The 23778-nt window shown below is 72.6% G+C and carries 24 protein-coding genes; 14 read left to right on the forward strand and 10 right to left on the reverse strand.

All coding sequences use genetic code 11. From position 1 onward, the window contains the following. Window positions 1–8: 8 nt before the first annotated feature. Window positions 9–575 (reverse strand): TetR/AcrR family transcriptional regulator, encoded by a 567-nt coding sequence (locus tag AMK18_RS07400; protein ID WP_073862134.1) that lies wholly within the window; start codon window positions 573–575, stop codon window positions 9–11. Between the two features lie 146 nt (window positions 576–721). On the opposite strand from AMK18_RS07400, the gene AMK18_RS07405 reads away from it, so the two are divergent. Both AMK18_RS07405 and AMK18_RS07410 read left to right on the forward strand, forming a co-directional pair. Next, entirely contained in the window at window positions 722–2176 is a 1455-nt protein-coding gene (locus tag AMK18_RS07405) for an MFS transporter (protein ID WP_073862314.1), read from the forward strand. A 53-nt stretch (window positions 2177–2229) separates the two neighbouring features. Then, window positions 2230–3123 carry a Vgb family protein gene (locus AMK18_RS07410; RefSeq protein WP_073862135.1) on the forward strand — a complete coding sequence of 298 codons (894 nt, stop codon included), beginning with the start codon at window positions 2230–2232 and terminating at the stop codon, window positions 3121–3123. A 27-nt stretch (window positions 3124–3150) separates the two neighbouring features. On the opposite strand, the gene AMK18_RS07415 is transcribed toward AMK18_RS07410, so the two are convergent. Both AMK18_RS07415 and AMK18_RS07420 read right to left on the reverse strand, forming a co-directional pair. Further along, window positions 3151–4191 carry a GDSL-type esterase/lipase family protein gene (locus AMK18_RS07415; RefSeq protein ID WP_241836480.1) on the reverse strand — a complete coding sequence of 347 codons (1041 nt, stop codon included), beginning with the start codon at window positions 4189–4191 and terminating at the stop codon, window positions 3151–3153. A 513-nt stretch (window positions 4192–4704) separates the two neighbouring features. Beyond that, a complete protein-coding gene (locus tag AMK18_RS07420) occupies window positions 4705–5250 on the reverse strand; it encodes a DUF7822 domain-containing protein (RefSeq protein ID WP_073862137.1) in 546 nt (181 codons plus the stop codon). An 81-nt stretch (window positions 5251–5331) separates the two neighbouring features. Here AMK18_RS07420 and AMK18_RS07425 point away from each other — a divergent pair, with 81 nt between their 5' ends. From AMK18_RS07425 to AMK18_RS07445, 5 genes are all read left to right on the forward strand, one after another. Beyond that, complete coding sequence (locus AMK18_RS07425) at window positions 5332–5871, forward strand: O-acetyl-ADP-ribose deacetylase (protein WP_018104889.1); 540 nt, start codon at window positions 5332–5334, stop codon at window positions 5869–5871. A gap of 124 nt (window positions 5872–5995) precedes the next feature. Beyond that, on the forward strand, window positions 5996–6979 hold the full coding sequence (locus tag AMK18_RS07430; RefSeq protein ID WP_018104888.1) for a hypothetical protein: 984 nt from the start codon (window positions 5996–5998) through the stop codon (window positions 6977–6979). Window positions 6980–7052: 73 nt separating this feature from the next. After that, window positions 7053–8900, forward strand: a complete 1848-nt coding sequence (locus tag AMK18_RS07435) for an HSP90 family protein (protein ID WP_073862138.1) — start codon at window positions 7053–7055, stop codon at window positions 8898–8900. A 2-nt stretch (window positions 8901–8902) separates the two neighbouring features. Next, window positions 8903–11827: a tetratricopeptide repeat protein gene (locus AMK18_RS07440; RefSeq protein ID WP_073862139.1), complete on the forward strand. Its 2925-nt coding sequence runs from the start codon at window positions 8903–8905 to the stop codon at window positions 11825–11827. Between the two features lie 201 nt (window positions 11828–12028). Further along, window positions 12029–13171: an MFS transporter gene (locus AMK18_RS07445; protein WP_073862140.1), complete on the forward strand. Its 1143-nt coding sequence runs from the start codon at window positions 12029–12031 to the stop codon at window positions 13169–13171. Here the strand turns inward: AMK18_RS07445 and AMK18_RS07450 are convergent. The 3 genes from AMK18_RS07450 to AMK18_RS07460 all read right to left on the reverse strand — a co-directional run bounded on the left by AMK18_RS07450 (window position 13163) and on the right by AMK18_RS07460 (window position 15690). Continuing rightward, the gene (locus AMK18_RS07450; RefSeq protein ID WP_073862141.1) at window positions 13163–14005 is read right to left on the reverse strand and encodes a hypothetical protein; all 843 of its coding nucleotides are present in this window, start codon (window positions 14003–14005) and stop codon (window positions 13163–13165) included. The genes AMK18_RS07445 and AMK18_RS07450 overlap by 9 nt on opposite strands. Further along, a complete protein-coding gene (locus AMK18_RS07455) occupies window positions 14002–15255 on the reverse strand; it encodes a glycosyltransferase family 4 protein (protein WP_073862142.1) in 1254 nt (417 codons plus the stop codon). The genes AMK18_RS07450 and AMK18_RS07455 overlap by 4 nt, the downstream gene beginning before the upstream one ends. A 66-nt stretch (window positions 15256–15321) precedes the next feature. Further along, complete coding sequence (locus tag AMK18_RS07460; protein WP_026171754.1) at window positions 15322–15690, reverse strand: VOC family protein; 369 nt, start codon at window positions 15688–15690, stop codon at window positions 15322–15324. 114 nt (window positions 15691–15804) lie between these two features. Here AMK18_RS07460 and AMK18_RS07465 point away from each other — a divergent pair, with 114 nt between their 5' ends. The 3 genes from AMK18_RS07465 to AMK18_RS07475 all read left to right on the forward strand — a co-directional run bounded on the left by AMK18_RS07465 (window position 15805) and on the right by AMK18_RS07475 (window position 17948). Beyond that, entirely contained in the window at window positions 15805–16167 is a 363-nt protein-coding gene (locus tag AMK18_RS07465) for an NUDIX hydrolase (RefSeq protein ID WP_241836482.1), read from the forward strand. 246 nt (window positions 16168–16413) lie between these two features. Beyond that, the gene (locus AMK18_RS07470; RefSeq protein WP_073862143.1) at window positions 16414–17175 is read left to right on the forward strand and encodes a class I SAM-dependent methyltransferase; all 762 of its coding nucleotides are present in this window, start codon (window positions 16414–16416) and stop codon (window positions 17173–17175) included. Window positions 17176–17207: 32 nt separating this feature from the next. Then, on the forward strand, window positions 17208–17948 hold the full coding sequence (locus AMK18_RS07475; protein ID WP_073862144.1) for a class I SAM-dependent methyltransferase: 741 nt from the start codon (window positions 17208–17210) through the stop codon (window positions 17946–17948). A 50-nt stretch (window positions 17949–17998) separates the two neighbouring features. Here the strand turns inward: AMK18_RS07475 and AMK18_RS07480 are convergent, their stop codons facing one another. Further along, complete coding sequence (locus AMK18_RS07480) at window positions 17999–18214, reverse strand: e9imm peptide (RefSeq protein ID WP_073862315.1); 216 nt, start codon at window positions 18212–18214, stop codon at window positions 17999–18001. Window positions 18215–18350: 136 nt separating this feature from the next. Here AMK18_RS07480 and AMK18_RS07485 point away from each other — a divergent pair, with 136 nt between their 5' ends. Together AMK18_RS07485 and AMK18_RS07490 are read left to right on the forward strand one after the other, a co-directional pair. Continuing rightward, window positions 18351–19190, forward strand: coding sequence for a maleylpyruvate isomerase N-terminal domain-containing protein (locus AMK18_RS07485; protein ID WP_073862145.1), 840 nt, complete (start codon window positions 18351–18353; stop codon window positions 19188–19190). A 17-nt stretch (window positions 19191–19207) separates the two neighbouring features. Then, on the forward strand, window positions 19208–20125 hold the full coding sequence (locus AMK18_RS07490) for a hypothetical protein (protein ID WP_073862146.1): 918 nt from the start codon (window positions 19208–19210) through the stop codon (window positions 20123–20125). Window positions 20126–20151: 26 nt separating this feature from the next. On the opposite strand, the gene AMK18_RS07495 is transcribed toward AMK18_RS07490, so the two are convergent. The 3 genes from AMK18_RS07495 to AMK18_RS07505 are packed head-to-tail and all read right to left on the reverse strand — an operon-like array spanning window position 20152 to window position 21991. Continuing rightward, window positions 20152–20646, reverse strand: a complete 495-nt coding sequence (locus AMK18_RS07495) for a hypothetical protein (RefSeq protein ID WP_073862147.1) — start codon at window positions 20644–20646, stop codon at window positions 20152–20154. Next, window positions 20636–21040: a Rid family hydrolase gene (locus AMK18_RS07500; RefSeq protein WP_018104874.1), complete on the reverse strand. Its 405-nt coding sequence runs from the start codon at window positions 21038–21040 to the stop codon at window positions 20636–20638. The genes AMK18_RS07495 and AMK18_RS07500 overlap by 11 nt, the downstream gene beginning before the upstream one ends. A gap of 57 nt (window positions 21041–21097) precedes the next feature. Beyond that, the gene (locus AMK18_RS07505; protein WP_241836483.1) at window positions 21098–21991 is read right to left on the reverse strand and encodes a universal stress protein; all 894 of its coding nucleotides are present in this window, start codon (window positions 21989–21991) and stop codon (window positions 21098–21100) included. 171 nt (window positions 21992–22162) lie between these two features. Between AMK18_RS07505 and AMK18_RS07510 the strand changes: the two genes are divergently transcribed. Both AMK18_RS07510 and AMK18_RS07515 read left to right on the forward strand, forming a co-directional pair. Then, complete coding sequence (locus AMK18_RS07510; RefSeq protein ID WP_073862149.1) at window positions 22163–23071, forward strand: universal stress protein; 909 nt, start codon at window positions 22163–22165, stop codon at window positions 23069–23071. Beyond that, complete coding sequence (locus AMK18_RS07515; protein ID WP_073862150.1) at window positions 23071–23760, forward strand: helix-turn-helix domain-containing protein; 690 nt, start codon at window positions 23071–23073, stop codon at window positions 23758–23760. Before AMK18_RS07510 ends, AMK18_RS07515 begins: the two co-directional genes overlap by 1 nt. Window positions 23761–23778 lie beyond the last annotated feature (18 nt).

Here is a 23778-nt window from a genome sequence, read left to right on the forward strand (position 1 = left end):
GACCGGCGTCACGGCAGCCGGTCGACCAGCCCGTCGACGTACTCCGGGGTGAGCGGGCCCATGCCGAACAGGACGCGGCTGTACATCGGGGCCAGGACGTAGTCCAGCACGGTGAGCGCGTCGGGTGCGGGCTCGCCCCGGTCGTGGGCGCGGTCGAGCATGGACTGCAACTGCCGGGTGCGCTCGGTCCGGAGGGCGTCGCGCGCCTGTACGCCCCGCTCGCCCGCGTTCGCCAGGGCGACCGCCAGGTGCAGGACCGCCGGTCCCTCGGGTCCGGTGATCTCCCGGGCCACCTGGGCGGCGTACGTCCGCAGGTCGCCGTTCAGGCTCCCTGTGTCGGGCATGGGGGACCGCGCGTTGAGGCGGGTGAGGGCCACCTCGCAGAGCAGGGCCTCCAGGTCGCCCCACCGGCGGTAGATGCTGCTGTCGGCCACGCCAGCGCGGGCCGCCACCTCGCCGACGGTGAAGTTTCCGTAGCCGCGCTCGCTGATGAGCTCGGTGACGGCCTGATGCACCTGCGCGCCGACCCGCGCGCTGCGCCCACCGGGCCGCCGGGCTCGCTGTTGCTCCTCCATGCGTCCACCTTAACGCAGTAACTACTTGCGTTTGTGGATCGGCTGCGCGTACTGTCGACTAACGCAGTCAACGGCTGCGTTAGGGAGTTGTACGGCGACCCGTGCCGACCACGGCCGGGCGCGTCCCACGGGGGAGAGGGAATCCCATCACCGCATCGCAAGCGACCGCAGGCAGCCGGCGGAACAGCGCCCTGCTGCTCACGGTGACCTGTCTGGGCCAGTTCATGGTCCTGCTCGACAACACGATCGTGGGGGCGGCGCTGCCCGACATGCAGCACCGCCTGCACCTGGAACTCACCGGCCTGCAATGGATCGTTGACGCGTACGTCCTGCTGGTCGCCATGCTGCTGCTGTCCGGCGGAATCTTCGCCGACCGCTTCGGCCGCAAACGCGTGTACCTGACCGGCGTCGCCGTGTTCACCGTCGCCTCGGTGGTGTGCAGCCTCGCGCCCTCGCTCGGCTGGCTGATCGCGGGCCGGGTGCTGCAGGGCATCGGCGGGGCGGCGCTCAGCCCCGCCTCGCTCGCGCTGCTCGCCGCGGCGTATCCCGTGCCACAGGAACGCGTCAAGGCGATCGGGCTGTGGGCCGGACTGAGCGGCGTCGGTCTGGCCGCGGGCCCCGTGGCGGGCGGTGTGCTCACCGACGCCTTCGGCTGGCCCGCCATCTTCCTGGTCAACGTGCCGATCGGCGCGGTCCTTCTCCTGCTCGGCCTGCGCCATCTCGACGAGACCCGCAATCCGGATGCGCCCGCGCTCGACGTCCCCGGGACGGCCCTGTCCGTCCTGGGTGTGGGGGCGCTGGCCTACGGGCTGATCGAGGGCGGGACGCGAGGCTGGTCGTCGCCGCCGATCCTCGGCAGCTTCACCGCCGCGGTGCTCCTCCTCGCCGCCTTCGTGGCCGTCGAAGCGCGCCGCCGCGCACCGATGCTGCCGCTGCGGCTGTTCCGGGAGCGCCTGTTCACCGTCTCCAACACCGCCATGGTCGTGGTCGGTTTCGCGCTCATGGGCTCGACGTTCTTCTTCTCCCAGTTCTTCGTGTACGTCCAGGGCAGCTCGGTCCTGCGCGCCGGGCTGCAGACCCTTCCCGCCACCCTCGCCATGGTGATCGTCAGCCCGTACGCGGGCCGCCTCGCCGCCCGGCACGGCTTCCGCGTCGTGGTCACCGCCGGCCTGGCCCTGGCCGGCCTCGGACTGCTGGCGCTCGGCACGGTCCACGCCGACACGGCTTACGGGAACGTGTGGTGGCGCCTGGCGGTCGTGGGCATCGGCTTCGCCCTGACGATGTCCCCGCTGACCGGCGCCGCCATCCAGGCCGTCAGCCCGCAGGAGGGCGGCCTGGCCTCGGGCATCAGCAGCACCACCCGGCAGATCGGCGCGGTGCTCGGCGTGGCAGTCCTCGGAGCCGTGGTCCGCGCCCGGCAGTCCGGCGGGGCGTCCTTCGAGACCGGCCTCGACAGCGCCTTCCTGACGGCGGGTGCCATCACCCTGGCCACCGCCGTGTTCACGGGCCTGTGGCTGACGAAGTCCAGGCCCGCGGAAGGCGCGGCCGCGCCGGTACGGTCTACCGATACGCCGAAGACCACCACAGCGGACAGCCGTTGAGGGGCCGCGAACACGTCCCGGCCCCGCCACCGAGTACGAACGGAGGAAGCCCTGTGCACGACGCGACCCCGGTATCGATCGAGGAGCACACGGTGTCCGACCCCGAGGCCGGGCCGTACACCCTCGCCACGGGCCCGGACGGCGCCCTGTGGTTCACCCTCGTCCACAGCGGCCGGATCGGCCGTCTCGTCCCCGGCGAGCGGCCGACGGAATACCGCCTCGACCCCGACAGCGGGCCGACCGTCATCGCACCCGGCCCGGACGGCGCGCTGTGGTTCACCGAGTACCGGGCGGACCGGATCGGGCGGATCACCACCGACGGCGCGATCACCGAGTTCGGCGTACCGGGCTCCGGCTCCGGGCCGTTCGGCATCGCGGCGGGCCCGGACGGAGCGCTCTGGTTCACCGAGACCGCCGCCGACCGCATCGGCCGCCTCACCGTCGACGGCGACGTCACCCCGTACCCGCTCCCCGTCAGCGGCGCGTTCCCGTCCGCGATCACCGCCGGGGGCGACGGCGCGATGTGGTTCACCCTCAATCAGGGCAACGCCATCGGGCGCATCGGCATGGACGGCGGGATCGCCCTGCACCCCCTGCCGACGGAGGCGGCGGGCCCGGTCAGTATCGCGGCGGGTCCGGACGGCGCTCTGTGGTTCACCGAGATCGCCGCCGGCCGGATCGGCCGGATCACCCCCGAGGGGCGGATCACCGAGTTCCCGCTGCCCGACCGCGCCGCCCGGCCGCACGCCGTCACCGTCGACGGGGAGGGCGCAGTGTGGTTCACCGAGTGGGGCGCCAACCGTGTCGCCACGATCACTCCGGACGGCTCCGTCACCGGTTACGACCTGCCCACCCCGGACTCGGAACCGCACGGCATCACCGTCGGCCCCGACGGCGCCCTGTGGACCGCGCTGGAGACGGGTTCACTCGCCCGCATCGCGCCGTAGGCCGCCGGCGGGCGCCCCGGCTCCGCGTCAGGCGACCGGCCCCAGGCGCATCGCGCCGGGCCCGCGACCGGGGGTGTTGGTGCAGCGGTGGTCGCCCGCGGGCTGCTGGAGCTGCAGGGTCAGGCAGGTGCCGAGAGCCTGCTGCCCGTAGCTGTTGGGGTGGAGGGACTCCTGCTGCTGGCCCTGGCCGGCGCCGCTGGTCACGAAGCGGATCCACTCGCTCGTGGCGCCGCTCGGCGGGTGGGCCAGGTCGGCCTGCCGGGTGGTGGTGGAGCACACTTCGCGCCCCTCGAAGGAGCGCGACAGGTCGAGGAACTCGGCGCCGGCTTCGCGGGCCGCCCCCGCCAGGGTGGTGCTGATACGGGGCACGAGGTCGTCGTGCGCCCAGGTGAGGTCTTTGTCGAAGAACGGGCAGCCCCCGGAGGTGAGGCGGTCGTACTTCTCGCCGGGGTAGCGCAGGCGGGCGGCGTCGGGCAGCGGGGACGGGTAGGACTGCAGGACGAGACGGTAGGAGCCGGCCGGGTGTCCGGCGCGGGCGAGGGCGGTCTTCACATCGGCCAGTGTGTTGACCGCCGCCTGCCGGACGTCCGGCAGGCGCTCGGCGACCTGCTGGGACGCCGTCGGCGTACAGGGAGAGCCGCCGAAGGGCTTGACGAAGTTGCTCGCGCAGGCGGTGATGATGTCGGAGAAGCCGAGGTCGTTGCCGCCGATCGACACCACCACCGCGCGCACCGGGTGCCCGTTCACCGCCTTTTGGAGCTGCCCCGCCTGGGACGGTTCGCCCTTGAACGGTTTGCCGCCGTGTTCCGGCAGCAGCACCGCCGTGGAAGTCGCTCCGGAGCAGGCGAGGTTGAGGCGGTGCACGTCCAGCGTGAGCGACTGGACCTCGGCCACGTCGGAGCGGTTGCAGCCGCTGTCGTAGGAGGGGCCGTAGACCCGGTGCGGGTCACTGGCTCCGGCATCCGGGTCCCAGGCCCGGTCGGTGCGCGCATAGCCGCTGCCGGACTCGTTGCTGTTGCCGGACCAGCGACCGGCCTCGCCGGAGATGAAGCTGTCGCCCAGGGACACCACCCAGGACGTAGCGGCGGCGCGGGTGCTTGGGGACGGGGATGCGGACACCGTGCCCGCTGCCGCCAGGACACATGCCGAAGCGGCTGCGAGCGCGAGCGTCCTGGAACGTCGTGAAGAGGAGGAAGTCATGCCCGTGGTGTCGGCAGCGGCGCGGCGCATGATGAAGGCCGCGCCCCGTTTACAGCCGATTGGATCAGTGCAAGATCGTTTCGCCCCGACTTCCGGCTCCCGTACGGGTCACTCCGTCCCGCCGTGCCGCAGACGTGCCGCCCGCCCGGCTCACAGCTCGCCGTGTTCGTCGGCCGTGACCCGCCGCACCTCGACCGGCTGCTGCGTGGGCACACCGCCGGGGCCCGGAACGGCGGAGATACGGGCGGCGGATCTCCAACGCCCGCTCCTCCGACGCGACCTCGAAGACGTTACTGGACCAACTCCCCGCTCTCGGGCAACAGTGCGTAGTGGTCGAAGTGGGCCGCGATGTCACCCGGTCGCCATCACGTACTCCCGTTGTCAGTTGTCCGTGGGTTCGGGAAAGGAGAAGTAGAGCGCGTCGGCGTAGAACGACGCGAAGTGCCGCTGCCAGTCAGCCCGTACGGAAGCGAGCCAGGCGTCGTTGCGGCCGGCGATCGCCGCCTCGGCGAGGGCGACGGCCTCGGGGACGTCCTCGGACGCCAGACGCCGTACGCTCTCCGCCGGATCGTCGTCGGTCATCGAGACGATCTCGCCCGTTTCGAGCAGGAAGAACTTCGCCTCCTGCTTCTCCAGATGGGCCGTGGTCCTGGCCACGCACTCCGCGAACTCGGCATCGTCCTCCAGGCCGTGGCCGACCGCGCGCAGGAGGTCGCGGAGCAGCGCCGCCCCGTCGGCGTAATCCGCCGCGATGCAGATCGGGTGGTTCCAGATCATGGACGGGACCACCGTCGTCCCGTGCCCCGCCAGGAGCTTGTGCGCGAGCGGGATGTCCCAGTTGTGCTCGGATATGCAGCGGATGCGCTGCGGGATGTCCGCGTCGCTCGGAACCGAGTCGGCGGAGTAGAGATACGAACGATTCGCCATAGTGGGGAAGCTAGCACCGGGGACTGACAACGCCGCCGGACAACTCCCGCGCAGCCGGGAGAGCCAGGGCATGATGACCGCATGAGCACGCCTTCCGACGTCACCGTCACCCTCGTACGGGGCGACATCACCCGCCAGTCCGTCGACGCCGTCGTCAACGCCGCGAACTCCTCGCTGCTCGGCGGCGGGGGAGTGGACGGAGCGATCCACCGCCGGGGCGGTCCCGCGATCCTCGCCGCCTGCCGGGAACTGCGCGCCTCGCGGTACGGCAAGGGGCTGCGCACGGGCCAGGCCGTCGCCACCACCGCCGGAAAGCTCGACGCCCGCTGGGTCGTGCACACGGTCGGCCCGGTGTGGAGCCGGACCGAGGACCGCTCGGCCCTGCTGGAGTCGTGCTACCGCGAATCCCTCCGCGTCGCCGCGGAACTCGGGGCCCGTACCGTCGCCTTCCCCGCGATCTCCACCGGTGTCTACGGCTGGCCCATGGACGACGGGGCCCGCATCGCCGTCCGCACCGTGCTGGCGGAGGCCGCGGCACCCGTCGAGGAGGTGCGGTTCGTGCTCTTCGACGCGGACGCGTACGGGGAGTTCGAGGAGGCCCTGGCGGCGGCGCGGCCCTGAGGAAGGGCCGGATCCGCGCCGGTGCCGGACGTATGGAGCAGTCGTGAAGGCCCTGTGGAACCGATGTCGGTGGGGCCGCTTATGCTGCTCCGAACGATCAAGCGGGACCAGGGGAGGGCGCGGCATGTTCGGCAAGCTGTTCGGCAGGGCTGAGGAGAGACCGGCGGCCGGCCCGCACGCGCTTCCCGCCCCGCGCAAGCAGAACGGGATGTACACCCTGCGGGCCTTGGGGGACACCCGGGTCCTCGCCCTGGTGGAGGCCGCCCGGGTGGGGGACTGGGAGGCGGTCAAGGCGGCACTGGCGCCCTTCGACCTCGGCCGCGACCACCAGATCCTCAACGAACTCGAAGAGCTCGACGGTGTGCAGGACTGGATCGGCCGGGCGGCCGACGAGGACAAGGAGCACCGGGCGACCGCGCTGCTCATCGCGGGGGCACGCCACATCCAGTGGGGCTGGGAGGCGCGCACCGCCGCCCGGGCGTCCCAGGTGACCGAGGGGCAGTGGCGGGTCTTCCACGAACGGCTCCGCATCGGTGAGGAGCAGCTGCTCGAAGCGGCCGAGCTGCGGCCCGAGTGGGTCACACCGTGGCGCAGGCTTCTCACCTCGGGCCGCGGCATGTCCCTCGGCGCCGACATCACGGAGGCCCGGCTCGACGCGGCCCTGCGCCGCGCTCCGCTGGACCTGGAGACCCACATCGACTGGATCTCCCAGTTGCAGCCCCGCTGGGGCGGTGAGCCGGGCCAGGCCCTGCGGTTCGCCCGCGACGCGTACGCCGACGCGCCGGAAGGCGACCGGATCGGCTGCGTGATACCCATGGCGCACATTGAGGACTGGGTGGAGTCGGACGAGTCGGGCTGCCTGAAGACCGACGAGATACGGACGGAGCTGCGCCGCGCGGCCGAGCGCAGCATCCTCCACCCCGCCTACGAACGGCGCCCGGGCTGGCAGGGCGACTTCAACATCTTCGCGATGGCCCTCTCGCTGGCCGGCGAACGGCAGACCGCGAAGCGGGTCTTCCATACCCTCGATGGAGCCTTCACCAGCTGGCCGTGGGCCTACTTCGGCGAACCCGAGAAGCAGTTCGCCCGCCACCAGCGCCGCGCCTGACCCCGCACAGGCCCCGGGGCCCGCCGTCCGGGCCCGCACCCCCTCACCCGCTCCTCCCTCTCCGGACTGCCTGATGACTTCGCCCGACACCGCCCCGCGCCAGACCGGCGACGACCGCACCTTCCAGGTGGATCTGCGCGGCCTCGTCGACCTCCTCTCCCACCACCTCTACTCCAGCCCGCGCGTCTACCTGCGCGAACTCCTGCAGAACGCCGTGGACGCGCTGACCGCCCGGCACAGCCTCGAACCCGGCGCCGCAGCCGACGCGTTCGGCATCCGTCTGTACGCGGACGGGGACGTCGTGCGCGTCGAGGACGACGGCGTCGGCCTCACCGAGACCGACGTCCACGCCTTCCTCGCCACGATCGGCCGGAGCAGCAAGCGCGCCGAACGGATCGCCGAACAGCGCGGCGACTTCATCGGCCAGTTCGGCATCGGACTCCTCTCCTGCTTCCTCGTCGCCGACGAGATCCACGTCCTCAGCCGCTCCGCCCGCACCCCGGACGCACCCGCCGTGGAGTGGCGGGGCCGCGGCGACGGCAGCTACACCGTCCGCACCCTGCCCGCCTCCGCCCGCCCTGACCCCGGCACCACCGTCACGCTCACCCCGCGCGCCGACGCGGGGGAGTGGACCCGCCCGGCCCAGGTCGCCGCCCTGGCCCGGCACTTCGGCTCCCTGCTGCGCCACCCGGTCACGGTGGACGACGGCAAGGGCGGCCCGGCCGCGCGGATCAACCCGGAGCCCGCGCCCTGGGCCCGTACCCACCCGACCCCGGGAGCCCGCTCCCGCGCCCTGGCCGCCTACGGCAGGGAGGTCTTCGGGTTCGAACCGCTGGACACCCTCGACCTCGACCTGCCCGCCGTAGGACTCAAGGGCATCGCCTGCGTGCTGCCCGAGGCGGTGCCGACCGGCCGCCGCCACGGCCACCGCGTGCACGTCAAGGGCATGCTGCTGTCGGAGCAGGCCGAGGAGATCCTGCCGGACTGGGCGTTCTTCGTCCGCTGCGTGGTCGACGCCGAAAGCCTGCGCCCCACGGCCTCCCGGGAGTCCCTGTACGAGGACGACACCCTCGCCGCCGTTCGCGACGCCCTCGCGGAACGGCTGCGTGGCTGGATCTCCCGCATCGCCGCCAGCGACCCGGAACTGCTCGCCCGCTTCCTCGGCGCGCACCACCTGGCCGTGAAATCGCTCGCGGTGCACGACGACGAGATCCTGCGGATGCTGCTGCCCTGGATCCCGTTCGAGACCACCGACGGCTCCGCCACCCTGGACGAGTTCGCCCGCAAGCACCGCACCGTGCTCGTGACCTCCAGCGTGGAGGAGTTCCGGCAGGTCGCGGCGATCGCCTCGGCCGCCGGGCTCGGCGTCGTCAACGGCGGCTACACGTACGACAGGGAACTGGTCCACCGGCTCCCGGAGGTCCGGCCCGAGGTGAGCGTCGCCGACCTCGACCCGGCGACGCTCACCGCCCACCTGGACCCCGTCGACCGCGAGACGGAGCTCGCCGCGGCGCCCTACCTCGCCTTGGCCCGCGACGCCCTCGCGGTCTTCGACTGCGACGTCGCCCTGCGCACCTTCCAGCCCGCCTCCGCCCCGGCGCTCCTCATCGACAGCCGCGACGCCCGGCACGAGCGCACCCGCTCCCAGCTGGCCCGCGAGCAGCAGGGCGGGGTGTGGGGCGACATTCTCGGCGCCCTGCGCCAGGAGGTCCCGCGCGCCCAGCTGATCCTCAACCAGCTCAACCCGCTGGTCCGCACCGCCGCCGCCATCGCCGAGCCGGAGCTGGCCCGTACCAGCGCCGAAGCCCTGTACGGGCAGGCCGCGATGCTGTCCCGGCGCCCGCTCAGGCCCGCCGAGACGAGCCTGATCAACCGCTCCTTCCTCGATCTCCTCGCCCACGCCCTCCGCAAGGACAGCTGACGATGCCGACCGCACCCCAGAACACCGACGAGCTGTACGACGCGCTCCAGGAGAACCAGCGGCGCCCCTACGGCCGCGCACGCACCGTCGCCGCCGAGGAACTCGCGGAGACAGCCGAGCGGTTCGAGGACCCCCTGGCCCTCGTCCGTACGCTCTTCGAGCTCCAGGAGGCGTACACGTACGGCTCCGAGCCCCGCAAGTCGCCCGTGGTCTTCGCCCGTCTGCTCACCCTCTTCGACGAGCAGCCCGACGTCTTCACCGACCGGCTGCGCCATCTGCTGTTCTGGCGGTTCAAGTGGGTGGCGAACTCCCTGCGCGCCCTGCCCGAGATCCCGCTGACCAGCCTGCGGCAGTGGCTCACCGAGATGCGCGGCCGGTACGAGAAGGCCGGCCTCGGCCTCCAGCCGTACTACGCCCAGACCTACCAGCTCGCCGCCCACCTCGGCGAGGACACCGCCCCCGCCTACGAGCTGTGGGCGGCCCGCACCCGCACCCCGTTCAGCGACTGCGAAGCCTGCGAGATATGCGAACGGGCCCTCCACCACCTGGAGGGCGGCGACGACGCCCGCGCCCTGCGCACCTGGGAGCCCGTCCTCGACGGCAAGGAGAGCTGCCAGGAGGAGCCCGCCCGCTCCCTCTCGTACGCCCTGCTGCCCCTGCTGCGCACCGGCGGCGCCGACCGCGCCCGCGAACTGCACCTCGCCGGCTACCGGGGCTGCCGCCGCAACCCCTCGATGGCCGGGGAGGTCGGCCGCCACCTGGAGTTCTGCGCCCTCACCGGCAACGAGGCCCGCGGGCTCGAACTGCTCGCCGAGAACCGCGTCCTGTTCTCCGAGGTGGACTCGCCCCTCGACCAGTTCGACTTCCTGACCGGCGTCGAGGTCCTTCTCCGGCGCGTCGAATCCCTCGGCCACGGCGAGCTGCCGGCCGCCGGGTACCCGGGCCGCACCTGGACCGTGACCGGACTGTGTGCCGAGGTCCGGGAGCGCGCCGACGACCTCGCCGCCCGCTTCGACGCCCGCAACGGCACCACGGCCCACGCCGACCGGCGCAAGGTCCGCCTCGACCGCGCACCGCTGCTCGACGCGCTGGAACTGACCCTGCGCACCCGCGCCCTCGACGACCTGTCCCCGGCCGCCCCGGCCGCCGCGCCCCCCGCCCACCAGGCGCCCGCCGTCCCGGACACGGTCCCCGAGCTCATCGCCCGGGCCCGCGAACTGGACGAGCAGGGACACCCCGAGGCGCAGCCCTGCTGGGACCGGCTGCGCACGCTGGTCGACGCCCCCGACTACAACCACCCCGAGGACCCGGCCGTGGGCCCGCTCGTCCGGCTGCGCGCGGACCTGCTGTCCGACGAGGCCGCCGGCGCCGCCCACCGGGACGACGACGCGCAGGCCGCCGCCCTCTACGCGGAAGCCGCCGCCCTGTACGAAGCGGCCGAGCTGCCGGGGGACGCGGCGGTCGTCCACGCCGCCGCCGCGCTCGCCAGGAGCGAGGCCGACGGCGAGGCCGCCGACGCCGAGGAGAAGGCCGAGGGGCTGACCGCCGGCCACGCGCACGTGGTCCGGCTGCACGAGGAGACGCCGGGGCTCACGCCGTGCCAGGAAGGCCGCCTGCTGCGCATGCGCGCCAGCGCGCTCTGCCTGCGCGCGCAGCTCACCAGGAGCGAGGAACACCTCGCGGCTGCGGCAGCCGAGGTGGAGCAGCTGCACACGTTCGCCACCCGGCACGAGCTGGCGGTCCAGATATCCGGCGCCGTCCTGTTGCGGGCCGGCACCCACGCCCTCTCCGGCGACCTGCCGACCGCGCTCACCGAGCTCGACGCACACGCCGACCGGCTGCGGCAGCACGGCCCCGCCTGGCATCTTCCGCGCACGCTCGGACTGCGCGGCCGCTTCCGGATGGGCCTGCGGGACGCGCAGGCCGCGTACGCGGAGCTGTCCGAGGCCGTACGCGCGGCGGCCGAGTGGCCGGCCCGGGTCTCCGACACCGCCACTCTCCACGGCGACCTGGCCGAGGTGTGCATGCACCTGGGCCGCCCCGAGGAGGCACTGCGCCACCTGACGCGCTCCGCCGAACTGGACCTCCGCCAGGGCAAGCGGACGGACGCCTTCTGCACCTACAGCAACGCCGCCCAGCTCAGCCTGGACCTGGGACGCGTCGAGGACTCCATCGCCCTCCTCGACTCCGTCCTTGCCGAACCGGACATCGCCGCCGGAGAGCTGGACGACCGGCTCACCGCCCAACTCCGCCTGAACCGGGCCCGCGCCCTGCACGCGGGGGAGGACCTCAAGGCCGCCACCACGGAGTTCGTCGCCCTCGCCGCCGAGTCGGCCGACTGGGACGACGACCCCGGGAGCCACGCCATGATCGCCGCGGAGACGGCCGTACTTCTCGGCGAGGCCGGCGACTTCGACCGAGCCGCCGAAGCCATCGGACAGGCGCTCACCGCGCACGCCCGCGCCCCGCGCTACGAGCAGCTGAGCAACGCCCTGCGCGAACTCGCCCGCCTCCAGGCCGAGCAGCAGGGCACCGACGGACTCCCCGACGCCCTCGCCCGCCTCGCGGACGCCGACCGGGTGGCCGACGAGGCCCGCGCCGCCGGGTACGAGCCCCACGGCCGCTCCCTGGAGACCGCCCTCGCCTACGAACACGGCCGGGTCAACGCCTACGCCGGACAGTACGAGGACTCCCTGACCGCCCTGGAGAAGGCCCTCGGCGGACTCGGTGAGCCGGGACCGGAGAACGCCGGCGAGTGGGCCGAGTGCACCCGGCTCGCGGGCGTCGTGGAGGGCATCTACCTGGAACGCACCGCCGCCGCCCTCACCCGCCTCGACACGGCGATCCCGCGCCTGGCCGCGCTGGGCCACACCGAGGAAACGGAAGCCCTGACCGCCCTGGCGACCCGGCTCCGCGACGAGGAGTGACCCGCCGCGCTCACCGGGCCTCCGCGTACGAAGAGGCCCGGTGAGCCCCCGGGAATTCACTTGCGGCGAGGCCGGGCAGCCCGGTGGGCTGCCCCCATGGACGGTGCCGGGCAACAGGCGGGACGGGCGAGGACGCGAGAGGACCGCAGGACCACACCCCCGCCGCGCCCGTGGCACAGATGGACGGTGCTTGCGGCCCTGATGCTGGCCGCCTTCACCCTCAACACCGCGGAGAACCTGCCGATCGGCCTCCTGGAAGTGATCTCCGCAAGCCTCCGGGTCCCGGTCTCGGCAGTCGGCCTCCTGGTCACCGGCTACGGCCTGACCGTGGCCGTCGCGTCACTCCCGCTCGCCCACGCCACGCGGGCCGTGCCCCGACGCCATGTGCTCACCGGACTGCTGGCCGTGCTGATCGTGTCCAGCCTGTGCGCGGCGGCGGTCGCCTCCTACGGGGTGCTCCTCCTCTCGCGGCTGCTCACCGCCCTCGCTCAAGCCTTGTTCTGGGCCGTGATGGGACCGGTCGCGGTCGGCCTGTTCCCGCCCGGAGTCCGTGGCCGTGTGGTCGGGGCGCTGTCCGTCGCCGGTTCGCTCGCCCTCGTACTCGGTGTTCCCGCCGGAACGTGGCTGGGACGGCAGAGCGCGTGGCAGGTGCCCGTCGCCCTGCTCGCGGCGCTGGGGCTCGCCGCGCTGGTGCCGATCGCCGTGCTGCTGCCGACGTCCCGTCCCGAGGAAGGGAGCGCCGCCCACGGCTCCCGCCCCGATGCCCGTCGGTTCGCCGTCGTGCTGGCGGCCGGGACCCTGTCCGCCACCGGGGCCTTCGCGGGATACACCTACGTCGTCAGGTTCCTGGGCGAGGTGAGCGGGTTCTCCACGAGCGCGGTCGGCGCCCTGCTCGTGGCGTTCGGCCTGGCGTGTCTGGCCGGAGTGACGGTCACCGGGGCCGTGCTGGACCGTTTCCCACGAGCGGCACTGACCGCCGCCGTCGCCACGCAGGCGGTGGGCATGCTCGGTCTGTACGCGGCCGGGACCGAGCCCGTGGCGACGGTGGTGTTCCTGACGCTGATGGGCGCGGCACTCGGACCGGTCTTCATGACCACCCAGAACGCGATGCTGCACTGCGCCCCCGGCCGCACGGACATCGCACTCGCGGCGAACTCCGGCTCCTACAACGCCGGAATCGCGGCGGGCGCCGCACTCGGCGGGCTGGTCCTCTCGCTCGCCGGAGTGCGGGGCACCTTCCTCTGCGGCGGGCTCCTGACCGTCGCGGCCTGCGCTGTGCTGTCGGCCGAACACCTCCTGCGAAGCCCGCAGTGCGCCCCCCGGAACGAGCCGCGTTCACCGTGAAGGCTGCGGTGCGACCTCCACGGAGAGGTCGTTGTCGAGGGTGTAGTACGGGCGCACCGACATCCCGCCCAGCGTGGTCGCCGGGTAGACGAACACCGTCTTCCGGTCCGCGACGTCGTCCAGCAGCCGGGCGACCCGCACCCGCGGAGCGTCGGCGCGCGGGTGGACGTACACGTCCCAGACGGCCGGTGCGCCTCCCACCGCCTCCGCCAGGAGGTCCGCGTAGTCGACCGTGAACGAGAAGTCCTGCTCCTCCCCGGCGCTCAGCGCGCCCCGCACCACGACGGGCTTCCGCCCGCGCCGGACCAGGGCGACCTTCGCGCCCTCGCCCAGCCCGGCACCGTACAGCCGCGCCGTCACCGTCATCGCGCCGGACCCGACGGTGATCCGGCCGGCCTCCGCGTGCGTGGCGCGCCGCCAGGCCCGTATCGCGAGTCGGCCGTCCTTGGTGGCGTACGGGATCCGGACCGCCACGGGCGTGCCCCGTACGGCATCCCCGCCGGACACCAGTCCGCGCAGATCGCGCAGGCCGGGCAGCAACGGCACGCGCTCCTCGCCCGGTCCGGTCACGACATAGGCGTCCCAGCGGCCTTCCTCAAGGGCGGGGTCGGCCTCCAGCACGGCCTGCCACTCGTCCGGCCGTGCGGACTCCAGTACGAGCGAGCGCCCGGTCTCCTCCGGCTGCCCCTTCTTCGGGCGTCGCTGAAGCAGTAGCCGCGGCTGCGCCGAGGCGGACAGGGCCAGTTGGACGCGTACGACCAGACGCCCTCCGTCCCGCACCGTCACCGCGCCACGCGGCCTCTCCACGATTGCGTTTGCGCCGTCGCCGCTCATCGTCGCGCCTTCCGTGCGGCCTTCACGACATGACCGGCCGCCACGAGCATCGTGTCCCTGGCCGCGAAACCGCTGTTCGCCAAGGTGCGGCCGGTCCCGGCCGCCGCCCGTCCCTCACGCCGGGACGCCAATAGCTCCTCGAACAGCCGCTCCGCCTGGGCCACGACGGGCTCGGGGCCGTAACGCCGGGAATTCTCCGCCGCGTTACGCCCCAGGCGGCGGCGGAGCTCGTTATCGCCGACGAGGTCGAGCAGGGCGCCGGCCAGCGCGTCCCGGTCTCCGACGGGCACCAGCCGGCCGTCCTCCCCGTCGGCGATGATCTCGCCGGGGCCGTACGCGCAGTCGGTGCTCACGACGGGCAGGCCGCAGCGCATCGCCTCGACGATGGTCATGCCGAAGGACTCGAAGTCGGAGGTCACCGCCGCGATCGACCCCTTGACCCACTCGGCCTCCATCGGGTTCACCGCACCCATCAGGAAGACGTTGTTGTACAGGCCGAGCCGGTCGATGAGCGCGCGCAGCCGCTCCCGCTCCTCACCCCTGCCGTAGATGCGCAACTGCCACTCGGGATACGCCGCCGCGACCGAGGCGAAGGCATCGATCAACAGGTCGAACCGCTTCACCGGCGCCAGCCGCCCGGCGGCGACCACGATGCGCCCCCGGCTGTCCGCCGGTGCGAGGCCCGGGGTGGGGACACTGTTGGGCAGCGCCTCCACCCGTACACCCGGCAGCCGCATCTTGCGCCGGTAGACGGCCGAGTCGGCCTCCGTGACCGGGGTGATCGCGTCCAGCCGCGGATAGGCCCGGCGCAGCGCTCTGCGCAGGCGCGCGGGATGGTGGTCGTGCGCGAGGTGTTCCTGCCCGACCCGCACCGACCGCGCGGGTCCGTGGAGCGCCAGGTGGACATTGAGCCCGGGCCGTGTCCCCACGACCACATCGGCGTCGAGCGAGGCGAGCGCGGCGCCGATGCGGTCATCGGTGAGCGCGCTGTACTCGCCGTAGCGGTACTCGGAGGAGGGGAAGACCTTCGCCGGGGTGAGGTGTCGCGGGTCGTCCTTCTCGTGCCGCAGATCCACCAGGGGCCGTAATCGCACACGCGGATCGAGTGCGATGCTCGGGCGCTCCCTGTTCCGGAGCACGGAGATGATCTCCACCTCGTGCCGATCGGCCAGTGCGCGAGCCAGGTTGAACGTGGTGGTGATCGTCCCTCCGATCGCGTACGCGCTGTGGATGAGGAATGAGATTCGCATGCAGTACAGGACGACCGGCCTGGACGGAAGGTTGCCCTCCCGTCCGCCGGCAGACGTCCGGAACGGTCACTGGGCCCCGATCGGCTGCGTGAGGTTCACCGGGTTGCCGTCGGGGTCCAGGACGTGGGCGACACGCTGTCCCCACGGCATGTCCTTCGGGCCGCCGCTGACCGATCCGCCCAGCGCCTCCACGCGCCCGAGCGTCGCGTCGACATCGTCCACACCGATGCTGAGCAGCATGCGAGGTGCCCCGCCGTCCTCCGCCCCCTCCTTGGCCACCAACCCGAGGTCGGTGTCGCCGATACGCAGACCGAGGTAGAACACCGGACCCTCGTCCGGCACCCGGAAAATCTCCTCGGCCCCGAAGAGGTCTGTATAGAACCCGGCCAGCACGTCCTGGTGGGCGGTGATGATCACTGGCTGAATGGTGGACATGGCGCTCCTGCCGTGAATGGGTCGGTCAGTGGTTAGACCGCTCGGGGACGGTGGACTCATCGGTCCGGTCGCGGCCGGTTGTCAGACCCGCGCTTTAGGTTGGCCCGATGGTTCGTGACGCGTTCGAGCAACGAGTGGTGGAGGCGGCGGGGCTGGGTTCCGCCGGGCGGGCGGGTCGAGCCGGGGGAAACGCCCCGCGAGGGCGCCCGACGCGAGCTCTTCGAAGAGACCGGGGTGGAGGCGGAACTGCTGCCGGAACCTGCCACGGCGACGGTGCGCTCCTACCACCCCCGATGGCCGGCGACGCTCGGGCTGTCGTATGCCACGATCGTGGACTCCGGTACGCCGCCGCACGCGGAGAGCGGTCAGCCGGCGGTCTGGATCCCGCTGAACGAGGACTGGGACAGCTGCTTCCCCGAGGACCCCTCGCGCATCCGCGCCCACGCGCGATGGCTGCGCGAAGCGTCCGTCAGGTGACGTGCTCGGCCTCCTGGATGGCCGGCGCGGAGACTCGTGGAATTCGTGCGCCCGGCGCGGCTGTGGACGGCCCCTTCAAGGGTCTCGGTGCGCGGTTCAACGGGCGCCGGGCCGGGGCGGGAGGTGGTGTGCCGGTGGGGTTCGCGCAGGGCGGGAGGAGTGCGTTTTGGCTGGTGGGGCGCTTGGGGCGACCTGGTTTTTCGGTGTCGGCGCTCCTAGGGTCGGACGTGTCGAAAGGGGGCCCGGGTGGACCGGACCGTGCGTACCGTTGAAGATGTTCTGGCACTCCTGGACGGGTTGTTCGTCTCCGAATCCGGGAGCGGTCACTTGGCGGCGGGGGACGGCAAGGATTTCTGGGACCGGTTCTACGCCGACAGGTCGCGGCCCGTTCCGTTCTTCCCGGCGAAGCCGGACGAGAGCCTGGCCGGTTACCTCGAACGGGGCCTGATCGCGCCCGGCCGGGCCCTGGATCTGGGGTGCGGGGCGGGCCGCAACGCCCTGTACCTGGCTTCGCTCGGGTTCGAGGTGGACGCCGTGGACCTCTCGCCGGTGGCCATCGCGTGGGCCCGGGAGCGCGCGGCCGGTGCGGGGGCGGAGGCGCGCTTCGTGTGCGGCGACGCGTTCGCCCTGGCGGGCACGGAGCTGAGCGGACCGTACGACCTGGTCGTGGACTCCGGATGCTTCCACCACCTGCCACCGCATCGCAGGGTGAGCTACCTCGCCCTGGTCGATCGCGTCCTGGCCCCCGGCGGCCACCTCGCCCTGACCTGCTTCGCGGCCGGTGAGGAGGGAATGGGCTCCGAGCTCGCGGACGTGGACCTCTACCGCGAGGGCCGCCTGCACGGCGGCCTCGCCTACACCCCCGCATCACTGCGCTGGATCTTCTCCGACCTCGTGGAGGTCGAACTGCGCCGCATGCGGGACGAGCCACCCGGCTCGCCCCATTTCGGCGAAGGCTTCCTGTGGACGGCCCTCTTCCGTACGAGCGAGCCGTCACAACCGCGTTGACCGCCCCCGGCGGGTGGTGCTTGGGTCGGTACGTGGACAGCATTTCCGGCAACAGGCGGTTCTGGAACCAGATCAGCGGCGCCTACCAGCACAAGCACGACGCGCGGATCGGCGCGACGCCCCGCCTGTGGGGCACGTACGCGATCCCCGACGCGCACCTGCGAGCGCTGGGGGACGTCACCGGCAAGCGTGTCCTGGAACTCGGCTGCGGCGCCGGCCAGTGGTCCAGGGCGCTGGCGGCCGAGGGGGCCGCGGTGGTCGGGTTCGACCTGTCCGAGGAACAGCTTGCCGCCGCCGCTCGCACGATGGGACCGGTCCGCTACCCGCTGGTGCAGGGCGCCGCCGAACACCTCCCGTTCGCCGCCGACACCTTCGACCTGGTGTTCTGCGACTACGGCGGGCTCAGCTGGGCACCCCCGCACGTCGCCGTACCCGAGGCCGCACGCGTACTGCGCCGAGGCGGGCGCCTGGTGTTCAACGTCGCCAGCCCCTGGTTCGAAGCCTGCTACGACGAAGCCACCAGCCGCGCGACCACGACGCTGCAACAGGACTACTTCGGCCTGGACACCATCGATGAGGACCAGGGTGCGGTCAGCTACCAGCTCACCTACGGCGACTGGATCAGGGTCCTGCGCGGCGCGGGTCTCGTCATCGACGACCTCATCGAACCGCGCCCCGACCCCGAAGCGGCCAACGGCTACAACAAGACGGACCCACCCGACTGGGCCCACCACTGGCCGGCGGAAGCGCTCTGGGTGACCCACAAACCGTAAGCCCCACTGCACGTCGGTCGCCCCGCCGGGCGGTGCCCGGATTCCTCGGATCACAAAGCGATCGGCCGATACGCCAGGGCCTGATCGACTACTTCTTCGGCCGAGAGCTCCCGCTCCCGAGGCCAGTAGATCAAGTCGCTGACGTGACCGGAGGGACAGACCAGGGCTCTGTCGAGCCTGTCCAGGGATTCGGCCATCTCGTCGTCGGAGGCGTCATCCACGTCCATGATGCGCTGCACGAGCGCGACCGCCTCCGCGCGGCTCATCTCCACTGCACTCACCGGGCCCTTCCGTCAGAAGCACCGTAACGCGGCCGGGGAAGCAGGAGTTCGGGTCTCGGGGTGTCGCTGTGGGGCTACTGGACGGTAATCTTCGGCTTCGTTCGCGACCTGGGGGAGTTGCATGGGCACCGTCACCGAGCACGAGCGGACCCGCGCCGCACTGGCCGGCGCAGGCTCACGGCTGGGCGAGCTGCTGCGTGCCGTGTCCGATCCGGACGCGGCGTCGGGTGTCCCCGAGTGGACGGTCGGGGACGTCGGCACGCACCTGGCGGCCGTCTACCTCGCGTACACCTCACTTGTCTCGGGCGACGGCGCGATGGACTGGGGCGACATCCCGCCACCAGGCGAGGGCACGTTCGCCGAGCGGATCACGGCCATCAACGAGCGGTCCGTGACCGTGTTCGAGCGCGAGCGACGCGCGCAGGTGCCGGAGTTCATCGCCGAGCAGTGCGAGACGTTTCTCCGGGTCACCGAGGGCATGGCCCCGGACACCCCCGTCGCCCCGCCCTGGTACGACGAGGTGCCGTTCACCCTGGCGACGCTGACCGGCCTGATGCTCAGCGAGACCCTTGTGCACGGGCTGGACGTCGCGCGCGGCGCCCGCCTCACCTGGCCGATCGGCGACGAGGAGGCCCGTCTCGTCCTGGGGCAGTCGATGCCGACGATGATGACGGCGGCCCTCGACCCGGTGAAGGCGAAGGGCGTGCGCATCGCCTTCGACCTCGCGATCAAGGACGGCCCGAGCCTCGCGGTCGTCGTGGACGACGGGACGGTGACGGTGACCCGCGACGCCCCGCCGCGCGCCTACGACTGCCGGATCGTCGCGGCCCCGGCCACCTTCCTGCTGGTCTCCTTCCGGCGCACGCCCATCTGGAAGGCGGTCGCGACGGGCCGGATGCGGGCCGGTGGCCGTAAACCGTGGCTGGCCATGCGGCTCGGACAACTCGTCGTCAGCCCCTGATCAGCCATCGACCCCTCATGCGCACCTCCGAGCGGAAGCGGACCGACACCACGATGACCGAGACAACCGGTGACCACATGGACCGGGGCGCGCCCGGTGCTTCGAGCGGTGCGGTGTGGCTCAGAGGGGCCCTGCTGGACATCGCGTCGGCCCTGCGCCCGGACCACGGTCCGGTGGTCGTCCGTGAGTGGAGTGACGCCGTACGGCTCCTCGACCCCGAACCGGTCGGATTCCGCTCCGTTTTCCTCATCGGGCTGGGCTGGGACGGGCGCCCCTCGCCCTCGAAGTTCGGGGAGACCCTGACGGCGTTCACCGACGCCGGCTGGGAGGTGCGCCGGAACGAGACGGAGGACCGGGGCGGGGAGAGCTGGGGGACGGCCCGGCGCGAGGAGCTCGAGGTGAGGGTGTACGAGGGCGGCCGGTCCGGGCTCGTGACGCTCACCGGGTGGACGCCGGTGACGTACCCCGAACTACGCCTCGGACAACCGCCCTTCACGCGCAGCACGGCCGATGGTGTGCTGTGCGACGACTGCCACGGCTGGGGGGTGTGCCTGACCTGCGAGGGCCGCCCGTACGAGCGGCGTTACAACCGCTGCTGGTGCATCGCGAACAACGCCGGTCCCGGCAGGTGCGTGGAGTGTGCGGGAAGGGGACTCCGCCACCCGGCGATCGTGCCGTGGTGGCGACCCCGGCATGTGCTGTACGGGGCGGACGCGGAGGGCGCCATGCCGCCCCCGGTCGCCGAAGCGGGACACGAATCGACCCTGTCCGCGCTCGTGGACCTCGCTCAACGCCCCTGCGCATGCGGGGAGTTCCGCTGTTCCTGGCGCAACGTCCTTCACGAGCAGGGCGACCGCCTGCTCTCCCGGTTCGTGGGCGCGTGCCAGGGATGCGACGCGGAGCGCGCCCATACGTTCGCGCTTCCGCTGCCCTGACCGCGTCCTTGCCGCAGCTAAGGCGGCTACAGGCCGAGTTCCTCGCACAGCTCGACGTACACGTCAAGGTATTCCGGGTTGTGACGGAACCCGGTCAGTCCGATCACCTCGAACTCATCCGTCGAAGCGGTCGCCCGCACACCGAGGGCGGCAAGTGCTTGATTGATGGACGCCCCGTCAGGCGTCAACCGCTCCTCGCCGTGGAACGCGACAGCGCCCTGATCGCCGACCCCACCGAAGTAGTTCGTCTCGATGATGGCGAACCGCGGCCTGCCCGTCCCGGTCACCTCACGGACGAGGTCACGCAACACCGCTTCCGTCGGAAACAGGAGGGACAGGCCGTCCGGCAGATCGAGCAGCGCACTGTTTCCGCGCTTCGCGGCCCAGTACGCGGAGAAGTAGTGGCTGACCGGGAACACGCTGACGCCCTCATGAACGAGCAGGGCCCGAAGGCCCACCGAGTGCGCCCTCTGCGCATCGACCGGCCCGGCTATGACGAGTGCGCAGATCTCATGAGACACGCCCGCATGCTACGGCTTCGATCTCGATGAGCATGTCCGGATCGGACAGGGCGCTGACCTCCGCCAGCAGGCTGGCCGGCCGGCAGCCAGCGGCTGCGAGTCCGTCCAGGAGCACGTCGTAGTGCGCCTTGCACGAAGCGAGGTCGGTGGTCGCGATGCGGATCTGCACCACGTCGCCCATCGTCATCCCCGCCTCCGCGACGGTTTCACCCAACCGTCGCAGCGTCAGTCGCATCTGCCCGGCCATGTCTCCCCGGTGGGCGATGCCGCCGTCGTCGCCGCGGGCCTCGTGCCCGGAGACGAACAGCCAACTGCGCGGGTCGTCCACGCGGACCGCTCGGTTGTACATCAGCCGCTCGCCCATCATGCGTGGGCCGATCTCATGGGTGGTCATGTCGTTCCCTATACCGGGGCGGACGCCGGTTCAATCAGATGGGCAAACGTGACGCGGTCAGTCCTGCGGGACCACGGCGACCGGGGCGGGCGAGTGGTGCAGTACGGCGTGGGCGACGTGCCCGATGCGCGGCTCGTGCGGCCAGTAGCGGTTGGTCCGCCGGCCGACGGCGATCAGAGAGGCATGGGCACCGGCATCGACCAGATGGCGCGCCGGTGATCCGATCTCGCACCGCACACCCACGGCAATCCGGGTATACTTCTGCGACCAGGGCGCGAGCAGGGACCGCACCATCTGCATGCCCTCCTCGGCGATGTCGGTGCGCCACCGCAGGTCTCCGCCGATGCCCTGTACGTAACCGACCGGCGGGTTCCAGCAGTACTGGATCTCCACCCCGGCCGCGCGCACGGCCGCCGCCTCGAACGCGAAGCGCAGCACGCCGTCCGTGGTGGGCCCGAGATCGATCCCGGCGACGACGGGAGCGGCGGCTTGTTCCCCCGCCCCGCCGTCGTCCCCCGCAGGGCCGGGCGCGGCGCCGTCCGGGCGGACGAGGACGACGGGCCGGTGGGCGTGGGCGACAGTGGCCATGGCGACCGAGCCCAGGAAGAAGCCCCTGAGCGCCCCGAGCCCGGCGGTGCCGAGCGCCAGGAGCTCGGCTCCGGCGGCGGCCCGGCAGAGCATCTCGGGTGGTGGCCCGGTGAGTTGGTCGGCCTCGATCACCAGGTGCGGATACCGCTCCGCCAGTCGCGCCGCGGTCTCCCCGGGCAGACGACGCGACCACTGCTCGGGTGTCTCCGTCCCCGTGAGGGGTGCGTGGGAGTAGGGCTGCCACTCCCAGGCACTCACCAGGCGCAGCGGGCGCATCCGCAGGTCCGCCTCCTGGGCGCCCCAGTCGGCGGCCGCGTCGCTCGCCCGTGTTCCGTTCAGTCCGACGGTCACTGGTCGTGTCACGACGCACCTCCGTGAGCCTTCGTACGGCCGGGTACTCCACGATTCCGGGCGAACGGCCGCCGCGCATGAGCCGATGCGTACCCGTCCGGGACCGTTCGGCCCTTCCCGGCCGCCGGTGGTGGTGTGACCGTGGCAGGAGGGGCCCTGCGGTGACGTGAGGAGGCGGGCCCGATGCGGCTGCCCGTGGTGGTGGGTGTCGACGGTTCGGAACCCGGTCTGGAAGCGGTGGACTGGGCGGCCGACGAGTCCGTCCGGCACGGACTCCCGCTGCGCGTCGTGCACGCCTCCCTCTGGGAGCGGTACGAGGGAGTGCTCCCGGCCCGGACCACCGACCGCCCGTTCGACGAGGTCGTCGCGGAGAACATCGTCGCCGTCGCGGCCGAGCGGGCCCGGCGCCGTGCCCCGGACCTGGACATCACCGCGGAGGTGCTGGCCGAGGACCCGGCGGGCGCCCTGCTGCGCGAAGCGACCGAGGCCGCGGCCGTCGTCGTCGGCTCCCGCGGACGCGGCGGATTCGCCAGCCTCCTCCTCGGGTCCGTCGGCCTCATCGTGGCGGCGCGTTCCCGGGGCCCGGTGGTCGTGGTCCGAGGAGACCGGGACGCCCGCGACTCACGGCACGGCCGGATACTGGTCGGGATCGCGGAACACGACGAGGACCCGCCCGCCCTCCGCTTCGCGTTCCGCGAGGCGGCCGCACGGGACGCGGAACTCGACGCCGTCTGCGTCTGGCGCCGGCCCGCCCATGAACCCGCCGCGCACCCGCTCATGTCGGGCGGCGGGGCGGGCCACCACGAGGGACGGGCCGCCGAAGTGCTCGACCGGACGCTTGAGCCCCTGGCCCGTGCGTACCCCGGGGTCCGGCTCCGCAGGAGCACCGTCGAGGGCGTGCCGCACCGGGTACTGACGGAACGGTCGGCGGCGGCCGACCTGCTCGTCGTCGGAGCGCGCCGCAGACATGGACTCGTGGGGCTGGAGCTGGGCCGGGTGGCCCACCGCTCGCTGCACCACGCCTCGTGCCCGGTCGCCGTCGTCCCGCACCGGGGCCCGGCGACCGGCGCGGAAGCGGAAGGAGACTCGTGATGACCGGAACCCGTGACGTGCACGGCGCGGGAGACCTGGGCCGCCGCGCGGCCGCCAGGCGCGCCCAGCTCGGCCTCTCCCTGGAGGAAGTGGCGGACCGGGCGGGCTCCACGCCCAGCTACCTCGCCTATGTGGAGGAGCAGGTACCTGCCCCCGGACCGGCTTTCCTCGTCCGGCTCGCGGACGCGCTGCACACGACCGTGCAGGACCTCGCCGGGTTCAACGCGGACCTGCCGCAGGGCGGGGCCGCCGCAGGCCACCACCCGCGGATGGAAGAACTCGAAGAGGCCGAGTGCTGGAAGCTGCTCGACGGCCACGGAGTCGGCCGCATCGCGATGACGGGAGCGGAAGGCCCCGTGGTCTTCCCCGTGAACTACCAGGTCACCGACGGGCGGATCGTCTTCCTGACCGCCCCCGACGCGGGCCTCGCACGGGCGGCATCGGCCGGGACCGAAGTCGCCTTCGAACTGGACCGGCTGGACGAGGCGTTCAGCCAGGGGTGGAGCGTACTGGCCGTCGGCAGGACCCGTACCCTCCCGGCCGGACCGGAGTCCGAACGCCTGCGAAGCGTCATGGACTCGAAGCCCTGGGCCGGGGACGGGCGAACGACGGTGGTGACGCTCTCCCCGGACCGGCTCACCGGGCGGCGCATCCTGGTCCCCGGCGCGCCCGGCACCGGCGGAGACTGACGCCCGGGCGCACCGCAG

This window comes from Streptomyces sp. CB01249 (genome assembly GCF_001905735.1).
In the GTDB taxonomy this organism is placed as follows: domain Bacteria; phylum Actinomycetota; class Actinomycetes; order Streptomycetales; family Streptomycetaceae; genus Streptomyces.